The sequence below is a fragment of the Corynebacterium kutscheri genome (assembly GCF_000980835.1).
Lineage (GTDB): Bacteria > Actinomycetota > Actinomycetes > Mycobacteriales > Mycobacteriaceae > Corynebacterium > Corynebacterium kutscheri.
The window spans coordinates 1,448,704-1,475,198 of record NZ_CP011312.1 but is presented as its reverse complement, the minus strand read 5'-3'; the positions used below and the strand labels follow the sequence as shown (position 1 = coordinate 1,475,198).

The following is a 26,495-nucleotide window of genomic DNA, read 5'->3' as shown; positions in this document are numbered from 1 at the left end:
GATATTTGAAAGTGAGATAACCGTCGAAAAGCATTATAAAAATCTAACCGAACTAGGCTCAATAGGTCTATGTTTTTAGGTACTGGGGACAGGGACGTTGTGCTGTTAGTAGGTTTAAAATTAAAAAATTGCGCAGGTTAAGAGCTTTTCTGGCGGGGAAACGGCGGCTTGTGTGGTTTAAGGAAAAATTTTTTTGGTGTGAAATAAGCCCTCATGAATTGATATAAAACGCAATATTGAGGTAAAAACCCTAGCTTAAACGGGCGATCTGTTATGAAAATTGTTGATAGCGCCATTCTTAATTTTCACACAGGTGTTCTATAATTGTGGCATGCAGCGCTGGGTTATACACATTGATATGGATGCATTTTTTACATCCGTAGAGCAGCTCACCCGGCCAACCTTACGCGGTCGCCCGGTATTGGTATGCGGCATGAATGGACGCGGTGTTGTTGCCGGAGCTAGTTATGAGGCACGCGTCTACGGGGTGAAGTCGGCCATGCCAAGCTATCAAGCGTTAGCATTAGTTGGTTTTAAAGCAGTGCCGGTACTACCTCGGCATGCGGTGTATGCCGCAGCAAGTAAACGCATTTTTAAAATCCTTGAGCGTTATAGTGAGGTTGTAGAAAAAATATCAATTGATGAGGGCTTTCTTGAACCAGAGGTACTCGTAGGTGCTTCTGAAGAAGAGGTACGTACTTGGGCAGAGGAGTTGCGTGCCGTTATTTATCAGGAAGCTGGGTTGCCTGCTTCAATAGGGGCAGGTTCTGGAAAACAATTTGCAAAAATCGGTTCAGAGTTAGCGAAACCCAACGGGGTATTTGTTTGTTCACCAGATAAACATGAAGAACTTATTTACCCATTGCCGGTAGGGCAATTATGGGGTGTGGGGGCAGTGACTAAGAAAAAGCTCAATCAGCTTGGGGTGGAAACTATCGGTGATCTTGCGAAAATGAGCGAGAAGGAAGTCGAAATTAGTTTAGGGGTGACAATCGGCAAACCTCTTTGGCTTATGGCACGAGGAATAGATGATCGGGTAGTAGAACCTCGCGCAATCGCTAAACAAATTAGCTCAGAACGCACCTATCCTAAAGATCTTATTGTGCGTTCCCAGGTCGATATAGCTATTCAACGTGAAGCGGAAAAAGCCCATCGACGTTTATTAAAAGATGGTCGCGGTGCGCGAACTGTAACTGTGAAACTGAAAACAGCAGACTTTCGTATCCAGTCCCGTTCGATGACCTTGCCTTACGCCACCGATGATGTAACAGTTTTGTCGCTTATTGCTAAACAGTTAGTGCGCTATCCCGGTGAGGTCGGTCCTATTCGCTTGGTGGGGGTAAGCTACTCAGGTTTGGAAATAGCACGTCAAGGCATGTTATTTTCCGATATTGAGTGGTTAGCATCGGTTAAAGAAAAGACCAATGATTCTTCTGATTTTGAAGTAGGTGTGCAATCACAGGTACAGCTTTCTGTTCTGCCAACGACTATTGATACTCAAGCGGAACTGCCTGAAGTACTCAGTGGGTGGTATCCCACTCAAGATGTGCACCATGAAGATTATGGACATGGTTGGATTCAAGGTGTGGGACACGGCAAAATAACGGTTCGATTTGAAACACGTAGTACCACGCAAAGCATTGTTCGTACCTTTGATGCTAACGATCCTCAGCTTAGCCAGGCTGACCCACTTATCAGCCTGGATTGGGATTTAAGTTCGGATAACTATTTAGAGGAGAACGAAGACTTTTAAAATACCTCGTAGTACAGAGCTTACTCAGATTAACTAAGGCAGCAGCGTAGCTAAAAACTAAAATAACGTCATAGGGTGCACACCACTTGCTACTGCAATAGCAAGCAAGACACGTGCCTGCCCGGCGCGGAAATATGTTGTGCCAACCGCGCCTTTTGCGGCAAGTGTTGCTCCGCCACCAGCGCCACCATAGGTGCCACTGATCTCCCCACGGGGGACGCGAGTAGAGATAACGACCGGAATGCCTTGATCAAGCGCTTGGCCTAGGGCAATGCCGAGCTCAGTGCCTACATTTCCTGATCCCATAGCCTCAACGACAATTCCTTGTGTGTGAGCCGCTATAGCAGCGTCGATAAAAGTTCGTGGTGCGCCAGGGAATCCGGGAATAATATCAATTCGAGTATTAGCTAGGGAAGTAACTGCTACTGGATCGGCACGTAGTGGCTCTTCGGGAGCATTAGTGCCAAAGGCCAGTTCATCAGTGGTATGCCATTTGGTTACACCACGAGCCGGTAATACTGCCCGGCCAAAGACAATAAGTACGCCAATATCACGAGCAGAGCTATCAGCAGCAACAACTATGGCCTCAAAAAGGTTGGTGGGTCCATCTGCTTGTGGGTGATCATGTGGTTTTTGTGCGCCGGTAAGCACAATTGGTCGGGAATCCGTGTGGAAGGTGTCTAGTGCAATGGCGGTTTCCTCCATGCTGTCGGTGCCATGGGTTACTACCACCCCGAGTACCTCTGGGTCTTGAAGGGCTTGATGAGCTGCCTTAACTATTTCGTCAATATCGGAAAAAGTCATTGAAGAAGAATCAAGACGGTGAAGTTCGATAACTTCAATAGTTAGCTGATCTTTAAAACGCTCTTGGATCGGTGCAAGTAATTCTGCCCCGGAAACTGTGGGGATGAGTGCGCCATGAGGGCCAACGGTGCATGAAATAGTGCCACCGGTAGTTAGTACGATAATTTTTCCTGCTGGTGCAGTAGGCGTAGTCATGTAACTAACCATAGTCGGTGGTTGGCTAATAGGCGCAGAACTTAAATACTTAAGCAGTTGCAAAATTTGCTAATAAGTGTGCGATATATAAATAATTGAGTAATTCAAAGTATCAGTGAAAAAGGGATGTGAGAATAGTCTGAATTAGTCATACAGACAGAGCATCCTTATGTCTTTATGGCTAGGCTGGTACAGTCAGAACCGCCCTAATTTGGATTATTTGAATTAGTGGACGTGTTCACAGATATGAAGGAGACAAAATCGTGAAGCTTCACCGCCTTGTTGCAGCTGCCGCAGCCGTCTTTGCTTTAGCTGCGTGCTCTAGCGATGGTGCTACTGAGAATACGACCTCAAGCGCAGCAACAACCTCCGTCGCAGAGAATTCACCAGCACCATCAAATCTTCCTACTGCGGAAGAATTAAATGCAGTTCTTGCTACTGCGGCAGATCCTAATATTCCAGTTGAACAAAAAGTTACTACAGTTCAAGGTGGTGAAACTGCACCAGAGCTTTTTGACGTTATGACCCAGGCGAAAATTGATTCTGGTGCCGAGTTCCAGGTGGTTCCTCCTATTCTGCCGGGGTACACACCAGATTCGGTACTAGCAACTGTGAATGTGACCCTGCCAGACAGTGAGCCAAGCCCAGCAGAAAATGTTGAGTTTGTGTTTGAAGATGGTACGTGGAAGCTATCGCAATCATGGGCATGTACTTTGATTGAAAATACTGTGACCCCAGAACAAGTTCCAGCGATGTGCCAGGGGTAAAACCTAGACCATATATCGCATTTTAATATTGCACCGTACCGGGATAATTGTTTCGCTGCGGTGCAGTTTTTATGGCTGAGGGCTAATAAGAAATGCGGGTGGTTGTGTCTTGCAGTACCCGAATATTGCTCGCCTCATCGCCGTAGATAACACGAGTGGTGTAGTTAAGCATTCCAGAAACTGGTAGTGGCTGATTGATATCCACCACTAAAGAACTATTGCTTGTGGTTTGAGCATTAAGCACTTTAAGAGTAGTGCCATCTTCTGCAGTAAGTGCCCCTAGTGCTGGTCGCTGAGCAATATCGACGTCAAGGGAAACCTGATCTCCGTCGATAGCAGTAATTGTATAAGTAGTGTTTTGTAATAGAGTGCTATCGCCGGCAACACGAGCAGCTACTGTCCACGATCCACCAAGACCAACTGCTTCGGTAGGAAAGACTACTTGGGCAGGTATTAATTTCGTAAGAAATTGTTCGCTTAAACTCCGCCCATAATCGCTGGCATTAGTTGGAGCAGCCAAGTTGACCGAAGAAATTTTTCCTGAGTGATCAGCAAACCAACCGAAATGAAAACCAGTAATAGTGGCAATATCATTGGCAAAACGAGGATCGTCATATTCTGCTTCGCCTAAAGATAATGTAACGGATCGAGTACCAGAATCTGACTCAATAGTTTTGGCTTCGATGGGTACGCTTAAGGTATATACCTCGGCAGGGGTAGGTGTGCTATCTGCGGAGTCCGATTGACGAGTTTCTTGGTTAAGACCTTCGGCAATATCCAGGTTTAGCTTCTGGGCGTTATTGCTAGTGTTACCGATGTCGTTATATTCCCATACACGAGGATTATTACCTGCTTCAATGAGGGTTACACGTGGAGCATCGACTTCTGCGCCAACGGTTTGTTCTACCTGAGTAGGCGCATCGGTTTCTATGCAGGCAGATAACACTATAGTGGTGGAAAATATAAGGGCGAGAAGTGATTTTTTCACATCGCCTACCTTAACTAATTTTTTCCGCCAGTTGGAAGTTTGGTGGGGGATTTTGGAAAGATAGTCATCGTGGTAGTTACTGATAGGAGTATAAACAAGAGTTTCGTAGGTATTATGGCGGCGATTATTGTTATAGTCGCGGCTCTTGATCAACTAGTGAAAGCTCTTATGCTGAATATTTTGGCAGATGAGCCGATCTATCTCATTGGTCACTGGTTTCGATTGCGTCTTTTGTTTAATCCTGGCGCAGCATTTTCTTTGGGTGAAAATTCCACCTGGCTATTTACAACAATTCAGATTGGTTTTGTGCTGGCCGTTATTGTGTATGCACGCAAAGTAACAGATATGTGGTCGGCGGTAGCCCTGGCGCTTATTGCTGGCGGTGCCCTGGGTAATCTTATTGATCGACTTTTTAGACAACCCGGTTTCTTTTTTGGACATGTTGTTGATTACATCTCAGTAGGATCTTTTGCTGTGTTTAATATTGCAGATGCCGCAATTACTTGTGGAGTAATTGTGTTTATCATTGCGATTGTTAAGGAGGAACGTCGTGCGCGAGCAGCGTAGTTTTCCGGTACCAGAAGGTCTAGCCGGCATGCGCGTTGATGCAGGTCTATCTAAATTGCTAGGTATCTCGCGTACTGTTGCTGCTGACTTAGCACACAAAGGAGATGTACTTGTTAATGCACATCCGGTAAGCAAATCTGATCGACTTATCGCTGATAGTTGGCTAGAAGTAACCCTACCGGAATCAGAAGAAATGCTTCTTGCAGCCAAGGAAGAGCTTGTAGAGGGCATGGATATTCTTTACGCTGACGAAGATGTCATTGCGATTAACAAGCCAGTGGGGGTTGCTGCTCACCCCACCGTTGGTTGGACAGGGCCAACCGTCGTAGGTGGTTTAGCTGCAGCGGGTTTTCGTATCTCTACCTCTGGGCCACCAGAGCGTAAAGGCATTGTGCAACGCTTAGATGTAGGTACTTCTGGTGTGATGGTGGTAGCAGCAAGCGAGCGAGGTTATTCGGTACTAAAACGAGCCTTTAAAGAGCGTACTGTTACTAAGAACTACCACGCTTTGGTACAAGGACATATGGATCCGTTGCAGGGAACAATTGAGTCTCCCATTGGTCGGCACCCATCATCAGGATGGAGGTTTGCGGTTACCCAGGATGGAAAGCATGCGGTTACCCATTATGAAACTTTAGAAGCCTTTGTAGAAGCTTCCTTGCTGAACATCCATTTAGAGACCGGACGTACACATCAAATCCGGGTACATATGTCGGCATTACATCACCCATGCTGTGGTGATCCGATGTATGGTTCAGATCCAGCATTATCTCAGCGATTAGGTCTTGATCGCCAATGGCTACATGCAGTAAACCTAGGGTTCCACCATCCAGCTGATGGACGATGGATGGAGATTACTTCACCGTATCCGCCAGACCTACAACACGCGCTTGATGTTTTGCGGATGGGTAATTGATGCGCAGCTTTGATGGGGTAGATAGAGCGCGTATTGTTATCGCGCTTATGTGTACCCTTGGCTTGCTAGTGGCAGTGGTGTTGGCTAGAAATTCCGATATCCGTTCGCAGCCTATGAGTATTAATGGGGATACTTTGGGCCGTGATACCTCTGAAACTCAGGCTGAATATTTACAGCGAGCGTCGAAAAGTTTAGTAGAGGCTGAAGAAAAAGCTTTTGCTTTGGTCATCTTTAACCACGCAATTACTCCTTCGGTAGCAGGAAGAATTCTAGAAACTATTTCGCTTGAGCGTGTCGACGCTGCGCTACCGGTAGCAACAACAGCGATCGCATTACCGGAACCAACAGTTGGTACATCACGAGCTGATGTACTAGCAACCCAACTAGCAATGGTGAATGCACCTGAGTTTATTGAGGCAGTTATTGTTTATGATACCGGAGATAATCTGCGGGAATTGGCAGTAGTACCAGGGGTTGAATCTATCGAAGTGCTACCTAGTAATGCCGTATGGGGTGCGTTTGGTATTCGGCAGGTAATTCGCGATGAAATTCACTCACTCAACAATTGAAATTGATCATTATCGAAAATATTTTTTACTAGCTGAGGCGCTATAAAAATCTATACCTAACGACGTTTATAGGACACGGAATTTATGGCTTAGGATGATCGGCAGAGCAAAAGAAATGCTCAATAAAGGCTAAAAGCAGGTGCCTGAGCGCGCTGAGTAGCGCTAGCCTGGGGATTTAAATCAGTACACCAACTTGGATAAACCCGAAAACCGCGTTTACCGGGGTGTTTCCCTGAGATAATGGCTAAGCGATCAAGGTATTGAGTAGTAAAAGTGAACACTCCTCGATGGTTTTCCTGCTCCACGAATACCAACAAGCCTCCTAGCGCGTTGTGCATATCAAAAGGAACAGTTTTCTTAGCTTTATCCCTGGTCCAAAAAGCGACAAAAGCACCTTTTTTATTCAAAGTGGTACGTGCGCTACGTATATGCCACTGAGTGCTATCAATTTCGGCAATCCCAGATTGGTAGTCACTATTTTGTTCCTCGGGCGTGACAAGGAAATCTAGACCTTTTATGGCTGCATAGCGTGCGAAACTTGGGAAATTCAGGTGGAGTTTCTTGTTGTTAGCTTGCTCTGGCTGATTTCGTTTTTCATTCATAATATGTGTTTTTCTAGCGGTCTTTCTATCTGGAACAAGCAGAGAAGTTTATTTACCTGTGATACTTATGACGGTTATTCTCGCTGCTAAGAGGGGTAGTGGTTTAATATTTTTGATTCCAATAGTAGGGGAAAATAAAATAGCTGAATACCTTTTTGGTTGAGGTGTTACTAGTAGCGCTAGAACTAAGCAGGAATAGACTTTTTCGTGGTTCGGCTGCGCAGAAGATCAGTAATATAAATTGCTACCGAAATCCAAATGATAATAAAACCGATCCAATTTTCCTTCGCAAGATGTTCATGGGTAATAAGAAGCGCCCAGGCCATTTGCATGGTTGGCGTGCTATATTGCAGCATGCCAATCGTCGATAAGGAAAGGAACTTGGTTGCCATACCAAAAAGAAGTAGTGGGATAGCAGTGACGAGACCAGCACTAATGAGCAATACTATATGGCTAGTTCCATTGTTGAAGAAGGTTCCTGAGCCAGATCGTTCCAATACTATGAGGTAAAGCAAAGCCAGTGGCGAAAGCACAAGGGTTTCTGCAGTTAATGAAGCCTCGGCAGAAATAGTGACCTGTTTTTTCATCAAACCGTAGAGTCCAAAGCTAAGTGCTAATCCGAGACCAATATATGGTGGTTGTCCGCCAATAATGGTGAGATATAAAACAGCACCAGCAGCAATAAACACTGAAACCTTTTGTAATGGGCGCAGACGTTCATGAAGGAAGATAACACCTAATAAAACGTTGATAAGCGGATTAATAAAATAACCTAGGGCAGCATCAGTGATATGTGCAGAGTTAACTGCTGCGACATAGAGTAACCAGTTAGCCGCAATGAAAGCGCTGGCAATGCCTAGCCGAACCCATTGTTGGATACCTATTGCGCGTAATTCTGGCCATTTTTTACGCAAGCTCAGTACGACGGACATGAAAACGGCAGTCCATATGATGCGATGCGCAATAATTTCCAGGGGGCTGGCTGGTTCAAGTAGCGGGAAGAAAGCGGGAAAAATCCCCCATAAAAGATAAGCGGCAACGCCATAAAACATGATTACTAATGCTACTCGTACTCTGCTTAGAGCTCTAACCAGAGCAGATACACAGGGGGTTAGCTAAGTGGGACACTCTTAATTAGAGTGTGTCACATGGCGAAAAAATCTTCCTTTGTCCATCTGCATAATCATACTGAGTACTCCATGCTTGATGGGATGGCGAAAGTAGATATGTTGGCAGAGGAAGTGGTCAGACAAGGCATGCCCGCTGTGGGGGTTACTGATCACGGAAATATGTATGGTTCTGATGCCTTCTATCGGGCAATGAAAGATGCCGGAGTAAAACCAATTATCGGTATCGAAGCCTATTTAGCCCCGGAATCACGCTTTAATAAACAGCGTGTGCGTTGGGGAGATCCTTCGCAAAAAAGCGACGATGTGTCGGCTTCTGGTGCTTATTTACATCAGACCATGTTGGCTGAAAATGTTGAAGGACTGCATAATCTTTTCTATTTATCCTCCATGGCAAGCTATGAGGGACAATTAGGTAAGTGGCCGCGCATGGACGCTGAGCTTATTGCTGAACATGCGACTGGAATTATCGCTACTACTGGTTGCCCTTCGGGTGATGTGCAGACTCGTCTCCGCTTAGGGCAATTTGATCAAGCTTTAGAAGCAGCTGCTATGTGGCAAGACATCTACGGCAAGGATAATTATTTCCTTGAGTTGATGGATCATGGTCTCGATATTGAGACCAGGGTACGCAGTGAATTATTAGAGATTGGTCGCAAACTTGATTTGCCGCCACTGGTTACCAATGACTGCCACTATGTGCTGGAGTCGCAGGCACAATCACATGAGGCTATGTTGTGTGTGCAAACCGGAAAAACCATGAGCGATCCTGATCGCTTTAAATTTGACGGTTCGGGATACTACGTTAAAACTGCCGCGCAGATGCGCGAGCTATGGGACGATCTAGTGCCTGACGGTTGTGATAACACTTTGTGGGTTGCCGAGCGAGTGCAGGATTATTCTGAAGTATGGGCAGAACATACTCATGATCGAATGCCAATTGCTGATGTTCCAGAAGGCTATACCCCAACTACTTGGCTACACCATGAGGTGATGGCAGGTTTACAAGAGCGCTTTCCTGGCAAAGAAGTGCCTAGAGAGTACATTGAGCGTGCTGAGTTTGAGATCAATGTGATTGATCTTAAAGGCTATCCGTCCTATTTCTTGATCGTCGCAGAGTTGATTAAACATGCCCGTTCCATTGGTATTCGAGTAGGCCCTGGTCGTGGTTCTGCTGCCGGTGCATTAGTGGCCTATGCGTTAACCATTACTAATATTGATCCTATTGAGCACGGTCTACTTTTTGAGAGGTTTTTGAACCCAGAACGTCCTTCGGCACCGGATATTGATATTGACTTTGACGATCGTCGTCGTTCAGAAATGATTCGATATGCAGCTCAGCGGTGGGGTGAAGACAAGATCGCCCAGGTAATTACGTTCGGTACGGTGAAAACAAAGCAGGCACTTAAAGATTCTGCCCGTGTGCAATATGGCCAGCCCGGCTATCAGATTGCTGACCGAATTACCAAGGCATTACCGCCAGCGATTATGGCAAAGGATATTCCATTATCGGGTATCACTAATCCAGAACACCCTCGTTATGGTGAAGCAGGCGAAGTACGGTCTTTGATTGAGACTGATCCTGATGTGCGCAAGATTTATGACACCGCCCGTGGTTTAGAAGGCGTGGTGCGTCAAGCCGGGGTGCATGCATGCGCTGTGATTATGGCACGGGTACCTCTTTTAGAGTGTATTCCGATGTGGAAGCGTGCCCAAGATGGGGCGTTGATTACCGGTTGGCCTTATCCTGCGTGTGAGGCAATTGGTCTATTGAAAATGGACTTTTTGGGCTTGCGCAACCTCACCGTGATTGGTGATTGTTTAGAAAATATTAAGATTAACCGAGGCGAAGAACTAGATTTAGAAAGCTTAACGACGGATAATCCAAAGGTATATGAGCTGCTTTCTCGTGGCGATACTCTTGGCGTTTTCCAGTTGGACTCCGGTGGTATGCAGGAGCTACTAAAACGTATGCAGCCAACTGGGTTTAACGATATTGTTGCGTCTTTGGCTTTATACCGTCCAGGACCAATGGGTGTGAACGCACACTGGGACTATGCCGATCGTAAAAATGGACGTAAAGCAATTGAGCCGATCCACCCAGAGTTAGAAGAACCATTGAAGGAGATTCTGGCTGAAACCTATGGTTTGATCGTGTACCAAGAGCAGATCATGGAGATCTCTCGAAAATTAGCTAATTATACAGCTGGTGAGGCCGATGGCTTCCGTAAAGCTATGGGTAAGAAAAAACCCGAAGTACTTGCGAAAGAATATAAAAAGTTCTCGGAAGGCATGTTTGCTAACGGGTATTCTAAAGAAGCCGTTGATGCATTGTGGGGCACCATTGAGCCATTCGCATCGTATGCGTTTAACAAATCTCATGCTGCTGGTTATGGTTTGGTTAGTTATTGGACGGCGTTTCTTAAAGCTAACTACACCGCAGAATACTTAGCTGCGCTACTTACTTCAGTAGCAGATAGGAAGGATAAATCAGCTATTTATCTTGCTGATTGCCGTCATTTAGGTATTTCGGTGCTTTCTCCAGATGTTAACGAGTCAGCCTATAACTTCTTGCCAGTAGGAACCGATATTCGTTTTGGTCTAGGTGCGGTGCGCAATGTTGGCGAAGATGTGGTTGCTTCGATTGTGAAAACCCGGGAGGAAAAAGGCTTATTTAAAGACTTCTCGGACTACTTGGACAAGATTGATACTGTGGCCTGCAATAAGCGAGTTACTGAATCTTTGATTAAAGCAGGCGCATTTGATTCACTGCACCATCCGCGCAAAGCATTAATGCTTATCCATGAGGAAGCAATAGATGCGGTCATTATGACTAAAAAGGCAGCTGATAAGGGACAATTCGATTTATTTGCAGCCCTAGGCGGACAAGACGATGCGGCTACTCATGCTTTTGCAATTGCTATTCCTGAGGATGAGTGGGATAAAAAACATAAGCTTGCTCTAGAACGGGAAATGTTGGGATTATATGTTTCCGGTCATCCACTTGATGGGTTCGAGGAAGCCATTGATGCTCAAACAGATACTCAATTAACGACGATTCTTAGCGGTGAGCTCAAACATGGAACTGAGGTACAAATCGGTGGAATTATCTCTGGCGTTGATCGTCGTTTCTCTAAAAAAGATGGCTCGCCATGGGCAATTGTTACTATCGAAGACCACCATGGTGCTTCGGTGGAATTATTAGTCTTTAATAAGATTTATGCCATTGTTGGCTCACAGATTGTAGAAGACAACATTATTTTAGCTAAGGCACATGTTTCGATCCGTGATGATCGGATGAGTCTGTTTTGCGATGACCTAAAAGTACCTGATTTAGGGCCAGGAAATGGTGCTGGGCTACCATTACGTTTGACCATGCGTACTGAACAATGCACTATGTCAAATTTGGCAAAGCTAAAACAAGTTTTGCTGGATAATAAAGGCGAGTCAGATGTATACCTGAATTTGGTCAATGGCGATGAGTCCACAATGATGATCCTCGGGGAACACTTGCGAGTTAATCGCACTGCTAGTTTAATGGGGGATCTTAAAGCAACCATGGGTATGGGAATTTTAGGTTAACCCATCAATGAAAGCGGGTCTTTTACCTTCTTGATAAAAGACCCGCTTATGTCAGACTAAAAATAAGTTAGCTAAAGAGGCCTAATGCATTTTCGATGCTGACTCTAACACCTGGTACGTATTTAATAAGAGCCAAAATTAAGCTAACAATAGCTGCTGCAACGCCCATAATTGCACCGAACATTTGTAGATTATCGCTAGTTAATAGCTCGCTAAGGGAGCTGCCTTTTTCTTCAGTGGTGGTTGTGACTTGGTTTACTACAGAATTATTGACAGCTAGTGCAGGGGAAACGGTTGTAAACCCGCTTGCTAGTGCTGTACTAGCGGCAATTGCTACAAGAGATGTAGAGAGTTTCATGGTGTGATATTTCTAAAATTATTGGTGGTGGGTACAAGCTTTAAAGACATACAACGCGGTATGAGCTAATGGCTTGGCATCTATTTGATGAGGAATGGAAATAGCTTTACCATTTCGCAGACGTTATATTACAGCACACCAGGTTTAAAATCACAGACCACAGATTTTAGTGATCTAGCACATATTTTACATGCAGTGACGAATGGATAGATGCGCGTTACGATCTGTACTGTGTTGAGGGGAAACACCAGTGTGTTAAGTGCGCTGAAGCTAAGTTGTTAGCAACTATATTAGCTGCTGCATATCGTAAAGAAATATGAGTTAGTCGATGACCTTTTTGCAAGGTAGTTCATGTTTCCTGGCATATATCCAATACGCGAGAAATTATTTTATTCTTCAAAAATATTGAAGAATAAAAGTCACATTAAGTATATGAAATTATGATTCCGGTTCTTGTAGAAAGATCATTGACATTTCCATTGCTAGTGGCAGGATATTTTCATGTAGGAAGAGCTGATCTAATACACAACGATCGTGCGTGTGCCCGTCTTAGTTAGCTATTTATCAGCTAAGAAATAAGCTGGTGGCTGCAAGACAGATAAAAGTTATTGACTACCATAAGAACAAAAGTCCAATTTGAACTAGAAAATCCAGCAGAATAGTCGGTGTAGAACCCGGTGTTTTAAACCTTGAAACCGTGTGCGCCGCAGGAACAATGCGTAGTTTTTTGCCACATGTATAGCAGGCGCCGATGGTGAAGAGATAGGGAATTAAAAAGAGAATTGATTTTTCTAGGATAATACTGACAATTATGCAGATAAGCGATGGAAGCAGGAAATACAAATATCCGGAAATTTCTGGCAGGCCTGTTATTTTTCGTAGAAAGAAGCTCGGTATGTCTTCTCGTTCTTGATAAATTAAGAAAATAACTTGTCCGAATGATAACCCAGCAAAAACCAGGCACTAGGACTCAAGAAATAAGCCAAGCTTGTTTTTAAAAGAAAACTAGCGCTAAGAAATAATATTGCCATAGGCAATACTGTGTAAGAGCACATGGTTTCGTAGTGTCTTTAATTCAATGAGAGCACCCATTCCTGATAGACGGGGAGTTCTATGTCGAATACGAGATTTTCTATGAAAATTAAATTGTGAATAAATGATTGGCAGTAAAACCACAATTATTAGTGTGGGCAGAAGAACGATAAAATTCTTGGAAAAAATTGCGTATAGCGTGGTCAATAGGCCAGGTCCGCTAATGAGACAGGCAAGACTAAAATCTCGGTAGAGCATCCACCGGGGAGTTGCAATCGGCGGACTAGCCCATACCTGCCAGTGCGAGACTAATGTTTGTACGGTGATAGCTATCATGGCTGTCCCGGAGGCTAGCGTATATGGCCATAAAATGGTTGAAATATTTGGAGCGCCAATAATCACCAGCATTGTGATTAAGAAACCAAATTCTGCAATCCGCTCTAGACGGTCTGCATGACGCCCGTATCTTGCTCGGAGTAACACCGGTAACACTATATAAGCCATGGTAATAGGTTTGGTTGTAGTGTTACCTTGGATAATTCGAGAAATCATTCCATGGGATTTTTACCGAGCACTTTTCCGGGGTTCCTTCCATAACAATGTTAAGGTGAGAAAATACTTTTATATGATCAAAGCGCATACTGAGTAAGATATCTTGGGTAGATATTGATATATGTGTACCTGACTTACTCATAGATTGAAATATATCCATAAGAATTTCCCGTGAAATAACATAAACAGTTTCTAAGGGTTCATCGAGATATAAACGCTCAGGACGTTCTAATAATAAGGTTGCAATTGCGGCTTTTTATAGTTTCCTGCTGAATAGGTGGAAATGGGGCGGTCAAAACCACCATCGATCATCAAGGTTGAGCACAATTGCTTGGCGCGTTGTTCAGCGTTATCAATACGCTTCATTTTTCCTACTCGTCACAGTAATTCGAATGCAGTTAAATCGGTAGGAATAGTAGGATAGTCGGGCAAAAAACTACCTGGCTTGATTCGATGAAGCTCTAGTAGATGTGTTGTTTTTCCAGAGCCATTGACTCCAAGTAAGCCACTTATCATGCGTACCTAATTTTAGTTAGTTATAAAAATAAAGAGAGCATAGAGAAGAAGGTTATTTCTCATATGCTTTACACCTTAAAACTTACCAAGTTTTCGGGGCAATAAATTGTTTCGCTGTATGCCCTCTTAGCATGAGACCGCCAATGATTCAGGGTATAGATTCTTCTTTTGGTGATTAACGGTAGAACAATAACTTGTAGTCAACTGCTCTTAAAGTATTAAACTTAAACGTCATGACTACCATGGCAGACAGTGTTTCTTCTTCCTTTGTTGTCCGAGCAGCTGATATTCAAGCGGCTCAGGCACGAATTTCTGCCTATATTGAGCCAACTCCACTTCAGTTTTGTCCCCGGCTATCAGAGCTTAGCGGCGCACAGGTTTACCTTAAGCGCGAGGATTTACAAGGGGTACGTTCTTATAAAATTCGCGGTGCAGTCAATGCTATTGCTCAACTAAAAGATGCCGATCGAGCAGCGGGTATTGTTGCTGCTAGCGCTGGAAACCATGCTCAAGGTGTTGCATTTGCTTGTCGTACCATGGGTATCGACGGGCGGATATATGTTCCTGCGGCAACCCCGAAACAAAAACGTGATCGTATTAAAGTTCATGGTGGCGATCGAGTTGAACTAGTAGTAACTGGCGCAAATTTTGATGAGGCTGCTGCCGCAGCACGCACATATGCACAAGAAACTGGTGCCACTATGGTGGAACCGTTTAATGATCTCAATACGATCACTGGACAAGGCACCATTGCAGCAGAGGTTTTGTCGCAGTTAACTACCATGGGTAAATCACTTGATCGTATTGTTGTTCCTGTCGGCGGCGGCGGATTGATTTCCGGCATCGTTAGCTACCTTGCGGATATGACCCCAGCAACTGCTGTTGTCGGGGTAGAACCAGCCGGTGCTCCTAGTTTGCGTGAAGCATTAACGGCTAAGCAACCAGTTACGCTTGCCAGTGTGGATCCTTTTGTCGATGGGGCAGCAGTAGCGCGTTTGGGTGATATTAACTACGCAATTGTTGAAGCTAATCTAGGCAGAATACATCCCATGGTGGTTTCTGAGGGATCTGTGTGTACCGAGATGCTAGATCTGTATCAAAATGAGGGAATTATTACTGAGCCGGCCGGAGCACTAAGCGTTGCTGGGCTTCGTGAGTTGAATTTCGCAGATAATGAAGTTGTTGTGTGTGTGATTTCTGGCGGTAATAATGACGTACTACGTTATTCCGAGATTATGGAACGGTCTTTAGTTCACCGTGGATTAAAACATTATTTTTTGGTGAATTTTCCCCAGGAACCCGGCCAGCTGCGTACTTTCCTTACTGAGATTCTAGGCCCAGATGATGACATCACCTTATTCGAGTATCTCAAGCGTAATAATCGAGAAATAGGAACAGCATTAGTCGGGCTGCAATTAGGACGAGCACAGGATTTATCTGGGTTGTTAGAGCGTATGGCATCATCGCGCATTGATTGCCGTCGATTAGAGCCAGAAAGCGCTGAATATAGCTATTTGGTACGCAACTAGGTGCTAACTCGGAGGCAGGTTCATGGATCACTGGTATTGTCGTCCGATTGCCGATGTGGAATTTTTTGCCGAGTTGGAGATAAAGCGGTCAAAGTTTTTATGTTTTATCCGTCGGGCAGAAACTGAAGAACAAGCACGGGCCTTTATTTCCGAGCTTAAGCGGAGTTATCCGGATGCCAGACATCATTGCAGTGCCTATATTTACCATGTTGATGGAGCGCAAGCTGTACACCGCTCGAATGATGATGGGGAACCCTCTGGTACTGCAGGGATTCCAATGCTTGATATGCTGCGCGGCAGTGGTTACCAGGACATTGTTGCTGTGACAGTGCGTTATTTTGGTGGTACTAAACTTGGTGCTGGTGGTTTGGTGCATGCCTATTCAGAATCGGTGGGTAGCTGTTTAGCACAGGTAAAAACAGTAGAACGGCATAAAAAAGAGCTTTATATTGTTTCTTTTACTCACGCAGATGCTGGAAGAATTGAAGCTGACCTGCGTGCGCATAAGGTAGCGATCGTCGATACGCAATATTTAGAGCGGGTTTATTTTACGTTGGCAGTTGATCCAGGTGGCAAAACTGAGCTTGCGGCGCTGGTTGCCTCCTTGACTAGAGCAGAGCCTAGACTGGTTGCAGCAGGAATTGATTGGGTGGAGCTTTCATAAAGTAGCTATGATTTACAACTATGAGTATGCAAAGATCACCTATCAACGCTATTGAAAAACGTAAACAAGATGTTCGAGTTTATAGTCGCAATGCCACAATATCGGTTATTGGTGGAGTAGTTGGTGGCATTACTCTAGGGTTGCTTGCTAGTAGCTGGGGATTGTTTATTTTAGGTTTGGTTATCGCTGTTGCCGGTGGGCTTCACTATTCCAATAAGGTTAAAAAGATTATCAACCATCGCGACCAGTATTAATGCAGGAATCACTTTTTACGGAACCAGTGCGTATCGACGCTTGGGTATGGGCAATTCGTCTTACCAAGACCCGTACCCAGGCTGCTGCTGCGTGTAAGGCTGGGCACATTAAACTTAATAATAATGCGGTCAAGCCTTCGCAAAGAATAGCTCCTGGAGATCGGGTTCGAGTATGGGTGGATCACCGGGAATATGATGTTGAGGTGGTTTCTACTATCTCTAAACGAGTCGGAGCCGCTATTGCGCGTAGCTGCTATATTGATCATTCGCCACCACCGCCACCAAAAGAAATTTTGGCTTCGATGCCACGTAGAGATCGAGGAACCGGGCGACCAACAAAAAAGGAACGCCGAGAACTCGATCGATTACAAGGAAAAAGAAAATAAGTAAACATCAAGAAGTTGGTCTTTTCAGCAAGTAATAGAAAAGACCAACTTCTTTTATAGTTTTAGGAATGAAGCCCCCAATGAGCTGGTGGAAAATTAATACCAAATGGACGGAAGAAGTCTGCGATGCTTAGCGCCCAGACATGGATAAAATCAGCAAGGGCTGGAAAGTCAGAAATCGAAGACATGGCGTGTATTCCTTCTGTGTAGAGTAGTTAACCCAATCAAGGCTACCTGCTTAAGTAGTGCGTGTACACCTTAACAACAGAAAATGACGTAATTTTTTCTCAAGCTATGCGCTATCGAGGATATCGGCATTTTTCATAAGAGCGAGGCGTTGTTGCAAACGGGGAGTACGCTGAACGGGATATTTTCCAGTTGCTCCAGTTAAATCAATATGCTTTTGCCCAAACTTTCTTAAAAGTAAATCGTCGATAATTCGAATATGTCCAGGCTGGAATTGGTAATTTAGTGCTCGTTTACATGCTTGTACATCGTGTTCATCTAGAAGTTCGCGTAAAGCGGCAACTGTGGTTATCTTATGCGCAAGAAGAAGTTCTTCAAGCCAACGATAATTTTCAGTGCGTGACTGTGGGATACTCGGTCCGGTGATCATAGCAATGATCCCTGGTAAAGTTTCTGCACTTAAATGGACATTGTCAACGGTATCTTTGGTTAAAGAAGTATTTTGGATTGCCGCGATGGTATCAAATTGCTGATCTGCAAGTTCGATTAATCCTGCTGCAAGGGTAAAAGCACGATCAACTCTAGGATCAAGTGAATCATGTTGACGTTTATAGCGAATATCGTGTTCAAACTCTGCCCAGGCATGTTGAAGTACGGTACGGATTTGTACTTCAAAAATACGACCTTGATAGGTAGCTAATGAGGAAAGTTGATCGGATATTTCCAAAATGAGGTGGTGCGAACCATAACCAAATGCACCCGCAATTTGTGTTTGGGCAGTTTTATCCATACTGCGGCGTAGGATAAACATATCCGTGAGCGCGGAGATAATATGTGGAATCTCTGTGGAATGAAAAGTAGTAATTCTTACCCCGATAATATCGTGGATATCGTTCCATGGATCGGGGTAGATTAACTCGCCTGCGGGACGTCGTTTTCGGGCTTTTATTTTTAACGACGGCCATTCTTTTACTCGAGCAGTAACTCGATCGTAGGTTAAACCGGCATCACCGAGTACATCTTCGATGGCATCGACAAAGTCATCGGAGCAGTGCGGATGAGCGCTGAGAAAGCGTGTATAGCGCGCATGCAATGAAGCGATAGCATTTTTATCGGGCATGAATATAGTTGTACCGTACTAGTTCGTGCTAAGCGATTTTCCGATTATTAAGAGCTATAGGGTTAAGCTCTTCACCATAACCGAATGGTGCGTTATGCACTGGAAAACCACAGGAGTAATACACGAGTTCTGGACATAATAAATTGCGGTATTCATTATGTCCCCAGTGAATAAGTGAGGTGGCGTTATCTTCTACGCGTAGGGCAATAAGAATATTTTCACGTGGTAAAAAGAATTTTGGGGCCGAACCAAGCAAAGAATGTAGATGCTGGTATAACAGATGAAATGTTTGGGGATGTGCCAGCCAAGCAGAAATAGGTGCGCCTGGAACCGCAACCTGTAAACCAGGGGTAGCTAAGCGGGTGAGATAGAAAGAATCACGAATATCAACTGCGATACCACCTGGAATATAGGCCCGACGAAGCATCGTTTGCGCCGCCTGATCCCACAGAGTGCGAGGTAAATAACCTAATCGAGCAACATCGCTATTGCTCAGCGGAGTGCTATCGCAAACAATAGCAGCATCGAGTTGTTCCGAAAGACCAATCGTGCAATAACCAGAGCCAGATTCATCTCGGTATCTAGGTGGCAGAGTTTTATGCAGACGTAGCGTGAATTCTTTATCGACTGAGCGAAGAACTGGATATGTCATAGTATTTTCTTTCTGTGTGGTGAAAAGAGCCGTCACAGAGTACTAGACGTATTTTTGACCCTAATCTTGCCGCTGCTCGACAAAATATTATGAAATTACCCCCTTACAGGGTTAGTAAGGGGGCTTTGGTAAAAAGATGATTGTTTAAAACGGCGGGGTCAGTTCAACCTCGAGGCCAAGAACCTCATAAAGTTTTTCTTGTGACCACATATCAATGGATTGTCCCTTGGCGATGTATTCTTCTGCTTTCTTTTGTTTAGAAGTGATTGAGTCCCATTGGCCGAGTATTAAGATAGTGGTCTTTTTAGTGACATTTTTGCCGATCGTAGCACCGTGGTTGGCAATTTTTTCCCAAATCTCGCCTTTATCAAAGGGGGCGAAGTCACCAGTGAGAGTGACATTGTGCCCAAAAAGTTCATTAGTAGGATCGGCATTAAGATTGGGTTCGGGAATAACCTCTGGTACAGCAGCTTTAGCCCAACGTGCAGTACGGGCTTTTTTGTTTGATTGCTTTTCTGTTGTTGCTTCTTGTGTGTTACCGATTGTGGCTGCAGCAGAATCCTTGACAAAGCTTAACGTTGTTGTGCGTTTTAATACTGGGTAGACCGTGGTGCCATTGATTGTACCCATGGAAAAACCTAGTGTTTTAGTGATTTCTTCAAGTGAACCAGATATAGCAGCTGATGATGCCAAAGCTACCATAATTTCTCCGCATGCCCGAGCATCGGCAAGTGCATCATGGTGCTGAGCAAGCTTAACTTTAAAGTGCCCAGCAACAGTAGGCAGTTTATGGTTGGCTATGGGTAGTTTCATACTGCGCGCTAGTGTGAGCGTGCAGCTAAAAGTTAATGCTGGGGCAGCTATATTACTAAACATCGTTGCCCGCGAAAGCGCAGTCATATCAAATTGAGCATTATGTGCAATTACTGGTAGTAAACCAATGAATTCTGTTACCTCAGCAAAAATTTCCTGAAATTCTGGTGCCTGGCTAACATCTTCAGCCTGAATCCCATGAATACCGATATTGAACTCATCAAAAGTATTGACTTTTGCTGGTGGTTTACATAGCCACTGTTGAGCAGCTACTTCTGTACCACCAATAAAGCGCACGACACCAATTTGGCAAATGGAACCCCAATCGGAATTGGTTGTCTCAACATCAATAGCAACAAAGTCAAGATGCTCAATAGATTGTTCTCTGACTAGCTCACCGCGTAAAACAGCACTGAGCGTTTCGACGAACTTTCTTTGCTCGTTATCGAAGTTAGGTGCAAAACTTACGGTGATATCAGTGCCGTGTAGAAGAACCTGCCCAGATAGATAAGCGGTAGGTTCTTGAAGAACGCTTACCCTAGTGATCTGTGTGGTAGGAAGTGATAGGGGAAACTGCGAAAAAGTCCCAAGCGCAGCACTAAGTTCCGTGGGATGGAAATCAATTGATTGTGCAGTAATGCTCACATCACCGCCATTAATTGGGATTATTGCAGCCATGGTGTCCTTTTCAAACAAAAGGAGGCGATGCAAGGACCGCCTCCTTAAAACGTGCTCATCGAACTCTACTGTAGCGAAGAGTTTATCTTGGCACGTACCTTACTTTTTTGCTGCATACTCATCGCTATCAATAAGTGGGGTAGCAATTTGGCGCAAAATCAGCACACTACGTGCTGGAACGGTTGTTGTTTCAGTTGCTTTAATCGCTTGTGCTTTATCTGGATAACCAGTTGGTTGGGTAGTATCTACCACCACTTTCCATGCCGCACCGAATTCTAATGAGGGCATGGTGAAGTCAATATCTTCATGATGAGCATTAAACATCAATAGGAAAGAATCATCGGTGATTTCTTGGCCACGACTATCTGGTTCAGCAATAGCATTACCATTGAGATACACCATGAGGGATTTACCGAAGGCAAAATTCCAATCGCTTTGGGTCATCAGCTGGCCATTAGGAACGAGCCAAGCAATATCACGATTACGGGCTTCAACACCAAGTGGACCACCGGCAAGGAAACGACGCCGTCTAAATACCGGGTGGTCAGCACGAATACGGATAAGCCGACGGGTGAATTCTAATAATTCTTTATTGTCTTCAACCTGATTCCAGTCCATCCATGCGATTTCGTTATCTTGGCAATAAACATTGTTATTACCACCTTGGGTACGAGCGATCTCGTCACCATGGGCAATCATGGGTGTGCCTTGGCTTAACAGCAAAGTAGATAAGAAGTTACGGCGTTGACGCGCACGTAATTCCAGGATCTCTGGATCATTGGTAGGTCCTTCCACACCACAGTTCCAGGAACGATTATGGCTTTCGCCATCGCGGCCATCTTCGCCATTGGCTATATTGTGTTTTTCGTTATAGCTGACTAGGTCATTAAGAGTAAAACCATCGTGAGCGGTAACAAAGTTAATTGATGCTGTTGGACGACGACCATTATTGGCATAGAGGTCAGAAGAACCTGTGAGCCGAGAAGCAAATTCACCTAAAGTTGATGGCTCGCCACGCCAGAAATCACGAACAGTATCGCGGTATTTACCATTCCATTCTGTCCACAGTGGGGGGAAGTTGCCTACCTGATAACCACCTTCGCCGACATCCCATGGCTCAGCAATGAGTTTGACTTGGCTTACGATGGGATCTTGTTGGACTAGGTCAAAGAAGGTTGCAAGCTTATCGACGTCGTGTAGTTCACGTGCCAAGGTAGAGGCTAAGTCGAAACGGAACCCATCGACATGCATCTCTTTAACCCAGTAGCGTAGGGAATCCATAATGAGTTGGAGCGGGTGCGGATCGCGTACGTTTAAAGAATTACCCGTACCTGTGTAATCCATATAGTGATATTTGTCATTATCGACAAGGCGGTAATAAGCCTCATTGTCGATGCCGCGGAAGCAAATGGTTGGACCCATATGGTTTCCTTCTGCAGTGTGGTTGTACACCACATCAAGAATTACTTCGATACCAGCCTCATGGAAAGTACGCACCATAGATTTGAATTCGCTTACTGCTCCGCCTGGGTTTTTTGCCGCGGCATAGTCATTTTGCGGGGCAAAAAAGCCAAAAGTATTGTATCCCCAGTAGTTGCGCAATCCTAGATCACGTAAGCGATCATCTTGGAGGAATTGGTGTACTGGCATGAGCTCAATAGCGGTAATACCAAGGTCTTTAAGGTATTTAATGATCGCGGGGTGAGCAAGACCAGCATAGGTGCCACGTAGTTCTTCGGGAACGTCGGGGTGCGTCATGGTCATACCTTTGACATGCGCCTCGTAGATCACCGTCTCATGATAAGGAGTTTTTGGTGATCGATCTGAACCCCAATCGAAAAACGGGTTAACCACCACTGATTTCATGGTGTGGTCGATACTGTCTTCAGTATTGCGAGCAGTTGGGTTATAGGGATCAGTAATGTCGTAGCTAAAAAGCGAAGGGTGGCCGTCGAAATCTCCGTCGAAAGCACGTGCATAAGGATCAACGAGTAATTTCGAGGGATCACAACGTTTACCGTTGTGGGGATCATAAGGGCCATGAACACGAAAACCGTAGCGCTGGCCAGGAATGACACCAGGTAGGTAGCAATGCCAGATGTGGGCATCAACTTCTTCGAGATTGATGCGTTCTTCGATGTTATTTTCGTCGATAAGACAAAGCTCTACTTTTTCTGCCACATCGGAAAAGATTGCAAAATTTGTGCCAGCACCGTCGTAGGTTGAGCCTAACGGATAGGACTCACCTGGCCAGATCATACGTCCAGGATTCGAAGGAGACGGTGAAGTTTCAGTCATAGAGATAAATAATAACCCTTACCTTGGCTTCATTTGTGCAGGAAAGCCGATTTTGCGAGAAGTCACACGTTTTAATTGAAGTGTAATTTAGTTTCTCCACTAGATAATTGGTGCTATACCGGTGGGCTGAGTAACATATCAACGCCTTGAGCAAAAAGTGCATCCCAGCTATGGGTAGGAGTATCGCCAATATACTCAGCGCGTTGTTGTTGGGTTTGTTCCATGACTGTGGAGCCTAATGTGAGATGAATAAGGTTAGCGGATTGGGCGTAACTAAGCGTGTCATCAAGAGATATGAGCGTTTCAATGACTTCTTCATGCAAAACTGAGTCTGCAAGGGCTGCGCTGATCAGCTCTCCACCATCGCGGTAGCTGAGCAAGATATTTCGGAAGGTGAAGATAGCTTCTTTAATGCTGATATCAGAAAGTTGGAAGAAATCATCAAGAAGTGCGCGGGCAGTAGCATCGATAAGTGCTTGTTTATTTTTGAAGTGCCAATACAAAGCACCTGGAGCCACTCCCAGTGATAAAGCGAGGCGACGCATGCTCATATCTGCTAGCCCATACTTATTAAGGATCTCAAGGCTGGCTGCGATAATGGATTCTTGAGATAGCTGCACAGGTAATAGATTAGCCGATTGGAGAGGGTTTTAAGATTTAACTGATTATCAATTTCGGTTTCTCGGGTAGATCAAAATTGGTCAAATAAGTAAGGTAGTGGTTTTAGTTGGGCTAGGATCGAGATCTACCATAAGTTAAACTGTGTGATCGATGTGAATATTATTTGTATTATTTGTTGATTATTGCCCAAAGATAATCGCTTAGTTTATTTTTGCTAAGGTGGTGTCATTATTGAGGTGACGTTAAAAAGTAATATATACAATGCACATTCAGCTTGGTAGGGGCGCTAGTTTAGCTAACGTTTACTGCTGAGGGGCACAATATAACCTATATATGAGGAGATTTTCCTGTGCGTAGTTTTAATCGTTGTGGAAATATAACTAAGGTACTGACCGCCACTGTAGCTACTTCCGCTCTATTTTTATCTGCCTGTGGTTCTGATGATAAAGCGAGCGTAGAAACCACAACATCAGCAACTAGCACAAAAGCTTCAACTACAGTGGAGACAACCGCTACTACCGTAGTTGAAACAACTCCTACTGAGGCTGCTCCTGAGCCTGAGGTGAGTGAGACCATTGATATTGAGGCGCTCCAGCAAACCATTAATAGCGCCCCGGTAGAACCTGTTACTGGTGGACAGCTTGCTTCGCCAGAAGATGCTGCAGCAATTGAAGGCTTAGTGCGCGGTATCGGAAATGCGACCACATTGCGGTCATATATTTCGTATATTCCAGAAAATGCTTGTTCGGCAGTAGTCCAAGAATATGGTGGACAAACAGTATTAGATTATTCTCAGATTCCGGATGTGCCGCTTAACGATATTCCAGAGTATCGTAACGCACAGGCATCTATTGGTGAGATTACCAATATTATGGTCGATGGTGATTGGGCGTCGGCTTCGGTAACAGCTACTGCTGGTGGTGAAACTACTACGGAAACTCAGCGTTTCTTCCGTGAGGATGGACGCTGGAAATTCTGTCGATAGAACTTAATTGAGCTAAAGAGGAGAAATGCCCCCACGCTATGAGTTATAAGTGTGGGGGTATCGCCATGAAGATGAAAAATATTGATCCTCAAACTAGAGGCCTTGATTACTTAGAGACTAAACTTGCTAACAAACGCCTATATATTTCTCCTAAGGCGGGCGGTTATGCCAGTGTGGTGGTTTTTGCTGTCCTAAGTTTTTTGATTATGGGTGCAGTATGGGGATTTTTGCGTCCGAGCTATAGCGCTACTGTGATCGAAGGATCGCAAATAGCGGTTGGTAATGAAGAAAATGTAGAGTTTATCGCTTTTTTCTTATATGTTGTGATGACTGCACTTATTGCAGGCTGCTGTGGGATAGGCGCTTTCCTCAAATTAGAAAAGCTTCGTGGTTTGGGGATGCTATTTTGGGTGACCCTGTGGAGCTTTTTGGGTGGGCAGATTTTCCTTGATACGGGTGAATTAGTTGCCGGTCTAGTACATACCGTGGGGGAAAATCTTATGATCGGTGAGGTAGTCCGCTACGTACCTAGATTACAGTTAGGAATTGCAGCTCAAGCAGTAGCTCCTTTTTGGGCAGTACTTTTGTACTGGTGTGCTTATGTATCTACTCCTGAGGGTGAACCGACTATAAGCGTTAGTAGTAAAAACCCTACTGGTGTAGCTAGTGAAGCTGAATTGATGCACGAAGGTATTAGCGAAAAAGAGTGATGTAAAAAACGTCGAAAAAGCACAATGAATGCACAATTAGTGCTGCTCATTTGGCCACTCTACTGCGGTGGAACCACTAATTTCTTTGCTGAGATGGTCAATGGTTTTTAGCAGATGGTGAATCGCTAAAGAAATCTGGTGGGAAAGCTGATTATCGTTGAGTCCTGCCCCAATATCGGTGACGTATTCTGCCCGAATCTGAAGGCCGTCTTCATCAGTATTGCAAAAAGCTTTGGTTGCATAGTTGTATGCATTCCACTGATTGCACACCAAAAAGGCTCGGATAAAATCATTTTGTGGATCTAAGTTAGGTTCCCAATGTGCTTTCGCTAATAAAGATGGTCCAGATTCAATAAAAAAAGCAATAAGAACAGAATTAATCCACGTCATGATAACTATGGAATCGCCTTGAGTTTTTTCAATACCAAGGTCAGCTAGGCAGGCTCGAACGCGTGTTAGAACGACCTCTTCAGGAACTTCATTGGCCAGATGATCCGTGAAATCAAGATCGGTGTCATTGATAGCATTGACAATTAATAGTTCAGGGTGGAGTTCCATGAAATGATTCACTGCAGTATTGATAGAGCCAGCAGCGGTATTAAGAAAAGATTTGATTTGTGCGGTATTCGCCCCAAGATCAACATTGAGTAAGCAGTGGAAACTCACGCGAATATAGCCGGAATTGTCAATAGTTAAATGAGCATTAGGTCCAACACGTTCAGCATTCCACTGTGAAATAGTTTGAGCTATTTCATTAACTCGGCTTAAATTGGCGCGCCCAGGCATGGTTGCCTCTACATGAAGCACCTTGCCGAAGTCTTCGTCAAAACTGATAATAAGATCATGGTGTGGCCAAGGGATCTCCACCTGGTCGCCGTTGCGATGAGTAATAACGACATGGTGAAAACCCAAATCTTTAACACATTCAACAATACGGTCAATAGTTACGTTGAATGGTAATTCATTATGATGCGAAGTTGACTGTTCCATGTCCCTCCTTCACTGGCGAAAATATAAGCGGAAAATATATAAACAGTAGGGTCAAGGAAAAGTGCGACAAGACGATACAAAACCTTCAGTTTCCACATTAGACTTAAACACTCATCTTGCGGGGAATAAGTTTGAAATAATCAGTGATATTGGGATTTTTATATATGTATTTAAGTAAAAAATCGGGTTTCAGTATGTCTTTTTGTCGGAAGTAATTTCTAGCTATCAATTCCATTTGCGCTGGCACAACCTAGTAGAAATGGAGAATTAGCCTAGTATGG

At 44.5% G+C, this 26,495-nt stretch carries 25 protein-coding genes and 2 pseudogenes; 12 read left to right on the top strand and 15 right to left on the bottom strand.

Annotated features, from left to right (window positions below; genetic code table 11):
* Window positions 1–331 precede the first annotated feature (331 nt).
* Complete coding sequence (locus UL82_RS06760) at window positions 332–1,753, top strand: DNA polymerase IV (protein WP_046439887.1); 1,422 nt, start codon at window positions 332–334, stop codon at window positions 1,751–1,753.
* Window positions 1,754–1,810: 57 nt separating this feature from the next.
* On the opposite strand, the gene UL82_RS06755 is transcribed toward UL82_RS06760, so the two are convergent.
* Entirely contained in the window at window positions 1,811–2,752 is a 942-nt protein-coding gene (locus UL82_RS06755) for an asparaginase (RefSeq protein WP_046439886.1), read from the bottom strand.
* Window positions 2,753–3,015: 263 nt separating this feature from the next.
* Between UL82_RS06755 and UL82_RS06750 the strand changes: the two are divergent.
* Window positions 3,016–3,510 (top strand): annotated as a pseudogene (locus UL82_RS06750) (hypothetical protein); the annotation flags it as partial.
* Between the two features lie 91 nt (window positions 3,511–3,601).
* Here the strand turns inward: UL82_RS06750 and UL82_RS06745 are convergent.
* Window positions 3,602–4,507 carry a hypothetical protein gene (locus UL82_RS06745; protein WP_046439884.1) on the bottom strand — a complete coding sequence of 302 codons (906 nt, stop codon included), beginning with the start codon at window positions 4,505–4,507 and terminating at the stop codon, window positions 3,602–3,604.
* A gap of 69 nt (window positions 4,508–4,576) precedes the next feature.
* Between UL82_RS06745 and lspA the strand changes: the two genes are divergently transcribed.
* The 3 genes from lspA to UL82_RS06730 are packed head-to-tail and all read left to right on the top strand — an operon-like array spanning window position 4,577 to window position 6,559.
* Window positions 4,577–5,074 carry a signal peptidase II gene (gene lspA, locus UL82_RS06740; RefSeq protein ID WP_395921664.1) on the top strand — a complete coding sequence of 166 codons (498 nt, stop codon included), beginning with the start codon at window positions 4,577–4,579 and terminating at the stop codon, window positions 5,072–5,074.
* Between the two features lie 28 nt (window positions 5,075–5,102).
* Window positions 5,103–5,990 (top strand): RluA family pseudouridine synthase, encoded by an 888-nt coding sequence (locus tag UL82_RS06735; protein ID WP_046441318.1) that lies wholly within the window; start codon window positions 5,103–5,105, stop codon window positions 5,988–5,990.
* Entirely contained in the window at window positions 5,990–6,559 is a 570-nt protein-coding gene (locus tag UL82_RS06730) for a hypothetical protein (RefSeq protein ID WP_046439881.1), read from the top strand. The genes UL82_RS06735 and UL82_RS06730 overlap by 1 nt, the downstream gene beginning before the upstream one ends.
* A gap of 119 nt (window positions 6,560–6,678) precedes the next feature.
* Here UL82_RS06730 and UL82_RS06725 read toward each other — a convergent pair whose 3' ends face one another.
* Window positions 6,679–7,110 (bottom strand): MepB family protein, encoded by a 432-nt coding sequence (locus UL82_RS06725; protein ID WP_046441316.1) that lies wholly within the window; start codon window positions 7,108–7,110, stop codon window positions 6,679–6,681.
* Between the two features lie 236 nt (window positions 7,111–7,346).
* Entirely contained in the window at window positions 7,347–8,213 is an 867-nt protein-coding gene (gene rarD / locus UL82_RS06720; RefSeq protein WP_046439879.1) for an EamA family transporter RarD, read from the bottom strand.
* A gap of 96 nt (window positions 8,214–8,309) precedes the next feature.
* Between rarD and dnaE the strand changes: the two genes are divergently transcribed.
* Window positions 8,310–11,870, top strand: coding sequence for a DNA polymerase III subunit alpha (gene dnaE, locus UL82_RS06715; RefSeq protein ID WP_046439877.1), 3,561 nt, complete (start codon window positions 8,310–8,312; stop codon window positions 11,868–11,870).
* Between the two features lie 67 nt (window positions 11,871–11,937).
* Here the strand turns inward: dnaE and UL82_RS06710 are convergent, their stop codons facing one another.
* From UL82_RS06710 to UL82_RS11640, 4 genes and pseudogenes are all read right to left on the bottom strand, one after another.
* A complete protein-coding gene (locus UL82_RS06710; protein WP_046439875.1) occupies window positions 11,938–12,228 on the bottom strand; it encodes a hypothetical protein in 291 nt (96 codons plus the stop codon).
* Between the two features lie 1,011 nt (window positions 12,229–13,239).
* Window positions 13,240–13,812 carry a hypothetical protein gene (locus UL82_RS06705; protein WP_046439873.1) on the bottom strand — a complete coding sequence of 191 codons (573 nt, stop codon included), beginning with the start codon at window positions 13,810–13,812 and terminating at the stop codon, window positions 13,240–13,242.
* 228 nt (window positions 13,813–14,040) lie between these two features.
* Window positions 14,041–14,178, bottom strand: a complete 138-nt coding sequence (locus UL82_RS11170) for a hypothetical protein (RefSeq protein ID WP_158407828.1) — start codon at window positions 14,176–14,178, stop codon at window positions 14,041–14,043.
* A gap of 45 nt (window positions 14,179–14,223) precedes the next feature.
* Window positions 14,224–14,319, bottom strand: a pseudogene (locus UL82_RS11640) (ATP-binding cassette domain-containing protein); the annotation flags it as partial.
* Between the two features lie 242 nt (window positions 14,320–14,561).
* Between UL82_RS11640 and ilvA the strand changes: the two are divergent.
* Genes ilvA through UL82_RS06685 form a run of 4 tightly spaced genes read left to right on the top strand, consistent with a single transcriptional unit; the run spans window position 14,562 to window position 17,161 of the window.
* Window positions 14,562–15,857, top strand: coding sequence for a threonine ammonia-lyase IlvA (gene ilvA, locus UL82_RS06700; protein ID WP_046439872.1), 1,296 nt, complete (start codon window positions 14,562–14,564; stop codon window positions 15,855–15,857).
* 22 nt (window positions 15,858–15,879) lie between these two features.
* On the top strand, window positions 15,880–16,521 hold the full coding sequence (locus tag UL82_RS06695) for a YigZ family protein (protein ID WP_046439870.1): 642 nt from the start codon (window positions 15,880–15,882) through the stop codon (window positions 16,519–16,521).
* 20 nt (window positions 16,522–16,541) lie between these two features.
* Window positions 16,542–16,775 carry a hypothetical protein gene (locus tag UL82_RS06690; RefSeq protein ID WP_046439867.1) on the top strand — a complete coding sequence of 78 codons (234 nt, stop codon included), beginning with the start codon at window positions 16,542–16,544 and terminating at the stop codon, window positions 16,773–16,775.
* Window positions 16,775–17,161, top strand: coding sequence for an RNA-binding S4 domain-containing protein (locus UL82_RS06685; protein ID WP_046439865.1), 387 nt, complete (start codon window positions 16,775–16,777; stop codon window positions 17,159–17,161). Before UL82_RS06690 ends, UL82_RS06685 begins: the two co-directional genes overlap by 1 nt.
* Window positions 17,162–17,223: 62 nt before the next feature.
* Here UL82_RS06685 and UL82_RS11545 read toward each other — a convergent pair whose 3' ends face one another.
* From UL82_RS11545 to UL82_RS06660, 6 genes are all read right to left on the bottom strand, one after another.
* Window positions 17,224–17,349, bottom strand: coding sequence for a hypothetical protein (locus UL82_RS11545; RefSeq protein WP_269078383.1), 126 nt, complete (start codon window positions 17,347–17,349; stop codon window positions 17,224–17,226).
* A gap of 104 nt (window positions 17,350–17,453) precedes the next feature.
* Window positions 17,454–18,467 carry a GTP pyrophosphokinase gene (locus UL82_RS06680; protein ID WP_046439864.1) on the bottom strand — a complete coding sequence of 338 codons (1,014 nt, stop codon included), beginning with the start codon at window positions 18,465–18,467 and terminating at the stop codon, window positions 17,454–17,456.
* Window positions 18,468–18,495: 28 nt separating this feature from the next.
* Window positions 18,496–19,119, bottom strand: coding sequence for a hypothetical protein (locus UL82_RS10635; protein ID WP_052735902.1), 624 nt, complete (start codon window positions 19,117–19,119; stop codon window positions 18,496–18,498).
* A 144-nt stretch (window positions 19,120–19,263) separates the two neighbouring features.
* A complete protein-coding gene (locus UL82_RS11415) occupies window positions 19,264–20,610 on the bottom strand; it encodes an exonuclease domain-containing protein (protein ID WP_046439862.1) in 1,347 nt (448 codons plus the stop codon).
* A 99-nt stretch (window positions 20,611–20,709) separates the two neighbouring features.
* Window positions 20,710–22,908: a glycogen debranching protein GlgX gene (gene glgX, locus UL82_RS06665; protein WP_046439860.1), complete on the bottom strand. Its 2,199-nt coding sequence runs from the start codon at window positions 22,906–22,908 to the stop codon at window positions 20,710–20,712.
* A 113-nt stretch (window positions 22,909–23,021) separates the two neighbouring features.
* Window positions 23,022–23,528 (bottom strand): TetR family transcriptional regulator, encoded by a 507-nt coding sequence (locus UL82_RS06660; protein WP_046439859.1) that lies wholly within the window; start codon window positions 23,526–23,528, stop codon window positions 23,022–23,024.
* Window positions 23,529–23,878: 350 nt separating this feature from the next.
* Between UL82_RS06660 and UL82_RS06655 the strand changes: the two genes are divergently transcribed.
* Window positions 23,879–24,514, top strand: a complete 636-nt coding sequence (locus tag UL82_RS06655) for a hypothetical protein (RefSeq protein ID WP_046439857.1) — start codon at window positions 23,879–23,881, stop codon at window positions 24,512–24,514.
* Between the two features lie 65 nt (window positions 24,515–24,579).
* A complete protein-coding gene (locus UL82_RS06650; protein WP_126363856.1) occupies window positions 24,580–25,224 on the top strand; it encodes a hypothetical protein in 645 nt (214 codons plus the stop codon).
* A 36-nt stretch (window positions 25,225–25,260) separates the two neighbouring features.
* Here UL82_RS06650 and UL82_RS06645 read toward each other — a convergent pair whose 3' ends face one another.
* Window positions 25,261–26,214, bottom strand: coding sequence for a YbjN domain-containing protein (locus tag UL82_RS06645; RefSeq protein ID WP_046439854.1), 954 nt, complete (start codon window positions 26,212–26,214; stop codon window positions 25,261–25,263).
* Window positions 26,215–26,495: the final 281 nt, after the last annotated feature.